This window comes from Nocardia sp. JMUB6875 (assembly GCF_041154655.1).
GTDB lineage: Bacteria > Actinomycetota > Actinomycetes > Mycobacteriales > Mycobacteriaceae > Nocardia.
Genome location: NZ_BAAFGR010000102.1, coordinates 23,679 through 29,697, shown reverse-complemented (window position 1 = coordinate 29,697; position 6,019 = coordinate 23,679). Strand labels below are relative to the sequence as shown.

9 protein-coding genes are annotated in these 6,019 nt (G+C 61.3%); 5 read left to right on the top strand and 4 right to left on the bottom strand.

Annotated features, from left to right (window positions below; all coding sequences use genetic code 11):
• The 3 genes from ACAM49_RS24685 to ACAM49_RS24675 form a co-directional block, all read left to right on the top strand.
• The coding region (locus ACAM49_RS24685) for an SHOCT domain-containing protein (protein WP_369637941.1) at window positions 1-1,674 on the top strand (1,674 nt) is incomplete at its 5' end.
• Complete coding sequence (locus ACAM49_RS24680; protein ID WP_369637940.1) at window positions 1,671-2,036, top strand: DUF6188 family protein; 366 nt, start codon at window positions 1,671-1,673, stop codon at window positions 2,034-2,036. The genes ACAM49_RS24685 and ACAM49_RS24680, both read left to right, overlap by 4 nt.
• Before the next feature lie 125 nt (window positions 2,037-2,161).
• Complete coding sequence (locus tag ACAM49_RS24675; protein WP_369637939.1) at window positions 2,162-2,734, top strand: hypothetical protein; 573 nt, start codon at window positions 2,162-2,164, stop codon at window positions 2,732-2,734.
• 28 nt (window positions 2,735-2,762) lie between these two features.
• On the opposite strand, the gene ACAM49_RS24670 is transcribed toward ACAM49_RS24675, so the two are convergent.
• From ACAM49_RS24670 to ACAM49_RS24660, 3 genes are all read right to left on the bottom strand, one after another.
• Window positions 2,763-3,272 (bottom strand): hypothetical protein, encoded by a 510-nt coding sequence (locus ACAM49_RS24670; RefSeq protein WP_369637938.1) that lies wholly within the window; start codon window positions 3,270-3,272, stop codon window positions 2,763-2,765.
• Between the two features lie 120 nt (window positions 3,273-3,392).
• On the bottom strand, window positions 3,393-3,680 hold the full coding sequence (locus ACAM49_RS24665; protein WP_369637937.1) for a hypothetical protein: 288 nt from the start codon (window positions 3,678-3,680) through the stop codon (window positions 3,393-3,395).
• A gap of 46 nt (window positions 3,681-3,726) precedes the next feature.
• Entirely contained in the window at window positions 3,727-4,050 is a 324-nt protein-coding gene (locus ACAM49_RS24660) for a hypothetical protein (protein ID WP_369637936.1), read from the bottom strand.
• On the opposite strand from ACAM49_RS24660, the gene ACAM49_RS24655 reads away from it, so the two are divergent.
• A complete protein-coding gene (locus tag ACAM49_RS24655) occupies window positions 4,049-4,846 on the top strand; it encodes a histone-like nucleoid-structuring protein Lsr2 (RefSeq protein WP_369637935.1) in 798 nt (265 codons plus the stop codon). The two genes, ACAM49_RS24660 and ACAM49_RS24655, sit on opposite strands and share 2 nt — an antisense overlap.
• Before the next feature lie 98 nt (window positions 4,847-4,944).
• Window positions 4,945-5,478, top strand: coding sequence for a hypothetical protein (locus tag ACAM49_RS24650; protein WP_369637934.1), 534 nt, complete (start codon window positions 4,945-4,947; stop codon window positions 5,476-5,478).
• A gap of 153 nt (window positions 5,479-5,631) precedes the next feature.
• Here the strand turns inward: ACAM49_RS24650 and ACAM49_RS24645 are convergent, their stop codons facing one another.
• Window positions 5,632-6,015 carry a hypothetical protein gene (locus tag ACAM49_RS24645; RefSeq protein WP_369637933.1) on the bottom strand — a complete coding sequence of 128 codons (384 nt, stop codon included), beginning with the start codon at window positions 6,013-6,015 and terminating at the stop codon, window positions 5,632-5,634.
• Window positions 6,016-6,019: the final 4 nt, after the last annotated feature.

Genomic DNA, 6,019 nt, shown 5'->3' with positions numbered 1-6,019 from the left:
CCCGAAAACCCGGCCCCCGCAACACCACCGGGAACACCGCAACCCGGCGTCGACATCGTGACGCAACTACAAGAACTGGCGAAGATGCACGCCGCTGGCCTGCTCTCGGACCAGGAATTCGCTGCAGCCAAACAACGGCTACTACAGGGAAATCCCGTACAGGAGCCGGTAACTACTCAAGCACCCCAGCCAGAGTCGACGACTGCCCAACCCGAGGGCTCGGGCTCTGATCCACGTCTGCCACTGCTGATGATCGCGGGCTCGGCGGCCTTCCTCGCCGGCGCTTCATCGATAAGCAGGCCAAGCTCCCCACGGGACATCGTGAAGCCCCTGCTCCACGATGTGAAAGCCGTCCCATCAATAGCCGCCGTTGACGGTGGTGGAGGCGGAGCGCCAACAACGTCGCCTTCGGCACCGGCGACTTCGTCGCCCAAGACGCCACCATCTCCTTCTGCGCCCAAAACCCCACCGTCTACTTCATCGCCATCGGATCCGGACAAGGCACTGATCGGGACGATCCTCCACACCGGTCCCGAGGAGACATTGCTACCTCAGGGCACAACTACAGGCGGCGGATCGGATCCGGACCTCGCGCTGATGGGCAACATCCTCCAAAGCGATATCCAGAAAGAAACCACCACCAACGGCGACGTCACCACCAACAACTTCACCATCACCGGCCCCGACGGAACCGTCCGCCACCCCAGGAGTGTCGAGTACAAGGGACCCGACGGGCAAACCCAGCAATGGAACTACGACAGCAACGGCAACCCCACCTCCGTCACCATCACCGACCCCGACACCGACGAAACCCGCACTTTCAGCCCAGCCCGCAACCCTGACGGCAGCATCAAACCCGGAGTATTCAACTACACCGACTCCCACGGGCACCCACAAACACTCACCGTCACCTACGACGATCAGGGACGTCCGCAAACCGTCCACGAAGACTCAAGTCCTGATGATCCTTCGTCACGCGCGACAAGAGACTGGGTGTCGAAGCTCGGGAATGCCCTGAAATCCGGTGCTGAACTAGAGAATCGCTTGATGGGCCTTAATGGCTTGCAGGAAATGAAGGACAGTTGGTGGGAGGTCGGGCAAAAGACCGCTGACTTCGCTCAGAATCTGTCCGACTCCGACAAACGAGCTCAGACGCTCGTCGACACAGGCAACGACGCACTAAGACTGGATGACCTGAAAACCCAAGGCCCGCAATACTGGCAAACAGAAATAGGACTCGACGTCGGCGCCGCCGTCATCGGTGACGGAGTCCTCGGCACTGTCGACCGCGCGGGTATCGGATTGGCCGATCGCGCGGGGACTGGTCTCGCCGACGGCGCCACCAGCACTCCTCCCCGGGTACTCGAAGCGCCGAAGGGCGCGGGTGATCCGCCCTTCGCTAGACCAGAGGGTGTTCCCGACGGCTGGGTTCCCAGGACTGCCGACAATGGGAAGGGGGTGGTCTGGCAACGACCAGGTGCCCCGGGTGATGCAGACTCAGTACGGATCATGGACCCCACACCGCGGTACCCAGACGGGTATGTGCGGTTCTACAATTCGGAAGGCAACGGTCAGCCATTGGACTTGAATGGCAAGCCTGGACCAAAGCCGGATACGCATATTCCCCTGGACCCCGGCGGCAATTACCCGATACCGAAGGGTTGGAATCAATGAATCTCCCAGTTAACGGCCAGTTTGCGGTCTCGGAGCCTTCGGATTTCGCCCTATTAGTGAGCACCGACGGAGGATTCGAATTCAGGATCGAGGGTTCGATGCACGCCACTCTCGGTGGGGAGAGTTACGATCTCGACCCCGGTGCCGCACCCTGGGGTGGCGAACCAGCTCGGTCTATGAGGGGTCTGATTGAATCCGCCGAAGTCGATGACCAGGGAGCACTAAGGATCTTTTTCGGCTCCGGCGATATGCTCGCAGTACCGGCGGACAGCGATTACGAAGCTTGGAAGCTCGTAGGGCCAGGCGGCTACCGAGTGGTCTCGATGCCCGGAGGCGAGCTCGCCATCTGGTCCGCGCGATGACATCCTTCGCAAAGAAGCCCGAATACAGAGATGAAGCTGAATAACGACCTAGAACGCTTTTATCGTGACGTTCGCGGCTCTGCCTTCCAAACCTATACCAACCCATCCAAAGGGTTCCTCAAGGAATGAGCAACGAATCTGCAGGAAATATGGAGCTCTCGACCATCACCGATGATCAGGCAGCCTTACTGTCCGCCGTCCTGCGATATTGGGATAACGAATACTCCAGTCTCGGGCAGGACTTTCCATGGTTCGCGCCGATTCAAAGGCCAGACGGAACACTCATCTTCGGTATCTATAATCAAGTTGGGTACACCGTTCGAGCCCTCCCGGATGGGTACGAACTAATCGAATCGATTCCTCGCGAAGGCGATCAACCCTCGTTGTTCTACAGTCGATATGAAGACATCGCTAAGGCGGCGGCATTCATCGTCGGAAACATGTTTCGCAGGACGTCGGGACTCGCCCCTCTCGACAACTGGCGAGATAGTGTCGCAGACGGGGTGCAACGGACCCCTATCAACGGCGATTGGGACCGGTACGTCCTCGCCCGCGATCCGGGCGCATGCTATGTCGGCGGGCACGTCTCGGGAGTTCCTTTCAGTCGAGCCCTGACGATGACAATCGACGAGTTCAACGAAGCACTCCGCAGCGATCCCGGCCGCCGGACTCAGCGCTCTCCTCAAGGTGCAAACTGACCATGGTCATGTCCCTTCCCGAGCTGTGTTAGTCGTCTGCCGCAACGACCAGGGTGAGGATGCGGTTTTTGTGGTCGATTGAAACCAGTTCGTGAAAACCGTTGATGGCACCCACAACCCAGCCCCAATCGTGCTCGGCACCAGGACGAAGGTCGGGCAATCGATACAACACACCTAGCCCCAACCACGCGAACACCCGTTCGTCGAGCTCCCTCTGGACCTTCACGGGCACCGAACCACTAGCGGTGTTCGCCCAGTCCTGCAGGAGTGTCCTTGCGGCCTCTGCGGTGGTCGGGGTGAAAGTGTCCGCAGTGATGGCGTCGAGCCGGTACGGCCCGTGCAGGGCGTGGGTCCCTTGTTCGGCAAAATCTGTGGCGTAGTGATCGCGATACCGCGGGTGCGCAATCAGCGCGGAGAGCAGCTGCTCGTGGTTCGGTTGCGCGGACTCGAATCGGAAGACCTTTACGCTGATCCAGTGGTAGGTACCGGGATCGAGGTGGATGGTCAGCTCATGATCGAAGGTGAGAACACCATCCATACCCGCAGCTTGCCACAACACATGTACCGAACCGAGGAAGCTGGGATCGATGACTTCCGCTGTCGGCGCTATTCGAGCTGTTGTGCACGTTCGCGAAAGTCCGGCTGCGATGTCGTCACATTAGGGTCCGAACATGTAGAGACTGTCGGCTGCCTCGCGTAGCACCGCTGGGTCGTCGGGTCGTTGGAACACGGCTAGTTGGTAGGCCAGATTCCGTACCCACACATGTAGATTCCCGTCGACGACCTGTGGCGACAACTCGTGAAGCATGGACAGAATCGCGTCGAGGTCCGCGAAGGTCAGCTCGTTGAGGAAGGCCCGCTCGTTGTGTTCCTCGGCGCAGTCCGTAGCCGGGCGGTATTCATCGCCGTACAAGCGCCGAGCGTGTTCGGTCAGCGTGGTGTGCACGCAGCCGAGGCTACGGGCCAAACATAGGCTGGCTCCGCAGCGTCACTTACGGATCGGTGTGCTGTTCGTTCGACTCGTCCTCGGACAGTGGACCGGCGTCTGTGATCTCGGCCGTCCACCAGTCGGGCTTGTCGGCCGGTTCCCAGTGCACATGGAACTTCCGACCGTGCGCCAGCTCGACCCGCCGAAGCAACTCGGCCTGCGCTTCTTCCACCGCTGCGGTCACAGGGACGTCGCGCAAGTATCCGTCCATGATGCCGCTGGGATCGCGGGAGTAGATGGCATGCCGCCAGCACTCGGGAGTTCGGTAGAGCACGAACGAGATCGGTGTGCCCCAGCGCGATCGACCCGATGGTCGGTCATCGGTCATGTTCGCGACCATACCGTCGCACCGGGAGAACACCTGTTGTCGGCGCGTCTGCCGTGGTCAGTTGATCATTTTCGAGACCATAGGGGGCGTTATGAGCACCTATGGAATGGCGGCTGTCGCAGACACGGCGACCCGTGAGGAGGGTGATGCGATCCTGGCCGTCTTGCGGGGCTCACCGGGGTTCGTCGCTGATCGGTGTGTCGTGCATCCGCCTGTGGCGGTGGGGAATTGGTGGCGGACATCGTGGTGTACCGCACGGCTGATCTTCGCCGAGGTTGGTCCAGAGTTGTTCGACGGTGTGAGGGCGGGGCGGGTGGTGGTCGCCGACGATTGGGATGAGTTCGGGGCCGAATGGACCTGCTGGCAGATCGTCGACGGGATCTCGACGCCGGTGTACCGAAAGCACTTGCCCGCCCCCTCGGGCTCGCAGATCGACACGAAGCCCGACATCGCCGGGACGGTGGCCGCGACCGCGATGGCGAGGTTGTGGGACTGCGATCCTGCCCGTGCCGTGGCAGTGGAGAGCCGATTCGATGAGATGGCAGCGGGTTTGGGGTCTATCGGTACACCGTTCATGCCATGGTTCGACGCACTGAACCTGTCGTGGCCGGGCGGAACATCCGCCAAGCCTGCGGGCACCGACAGCCAATCCCCCGGCAGTACCACGCCCACGCCTGTCCTCTCCCGCGAAGAGTCGGCTCGGATCCGGGAATGGGCGCGCCAGAACGGTTTTCAGGTCTCGGCACGTGGACGGCTCACCGACGAGATCATCGAGGCATTCGGCAAACGCAGATAGCCGAGACCGAGCAGATCCGGTGCGACTCCGCGGTGGGCCGGTCATAGCACCAGTTGGATCATCCGGGCAGTGCTGAGAAAGCGAGCGGAGGGCACATCGTGATCGGAGATCAGCCGAGAGAAGCTGTCGTATTGGTTCATGGCGGTGCATTCCAGGTCTACGACAAGACCCTGGAAGACAGCATGTCTGGGCTGATCGCGAGCATCCTGGGGCGGCCGGGTGCGCACTGCTTCGCCGGTGACTGGCGGGGAGTGCAGTACCTCCTGCCGGACCGCGAATCCAGCGACCGCGCTGACGCTGTCGTCGAGATGTTCGATCCGTCGAGCATGCGGTGCGAATCCCTGACCGCATTCGGGAAGCTGATGGCCTCAGTATCTGGCGGACAGATAGTGAGGGCGGTCGGTGCTGCGGTATTCGACCAATGGCGTTCCGACCACGGTGTCGGAACACTCTCGCCAGGCACCTGCGTCCCGCCCAAGCGGTACGCGTTCCTCGGAGGAGATGGCCAGTTGAGCGACCGGGCCATCTCGATGCAAGTGCACGTGGGATTGGCAGCCAAGTTGAGGTGGAAGATGCAGCAGCTCGGACTGAGGCCAGGCGACCGGCTTCCCGACGACTTCTTTCACGTCTGAGCCCACATCGGGACCTTGATACGGTCAACCTTCGCAATGTGACCTGTGGTCGGCACCGTCCAGCTCGCCGAAGGCCCCGACGGCGAACAACTCGCACTATGCCGGGACCGGCAGCAGGTTGGAAGGCTCGCCTTCGATGGTTCGTTCCGGCAGTCACCGGGACATCAGTGTCAGAGCCCGCCGGGCATAGTCGACGACTCGATCCCAGCCTGGATCGGAGATCGCTGCCGCTGCGAGCTTTTCATCGGTGACGTGCGGACCGGAGGGCAGCGACCGATAGAGCGGCAGCAGCACCTGGGCCAGTTCCTTGATCGCGTGGGCCTCATCGTTGTCCATCAGGATGGCACCGACGAATCGATCGAGGCCGTCGTGATCGAGGAAGGTGTCGAACAGGTCCCCGATGGTTTGGTCGAGTGACTCGATGAGGTTCGGATCGCCTTTGCGTTCGACCCATACCCGTTGCTGGAACTCGCGATCGGCAAGGTCTCTCAGGCACTCGATGACGCCCTCTCGGGCATCGGGGAATTCGACCACCATGGCT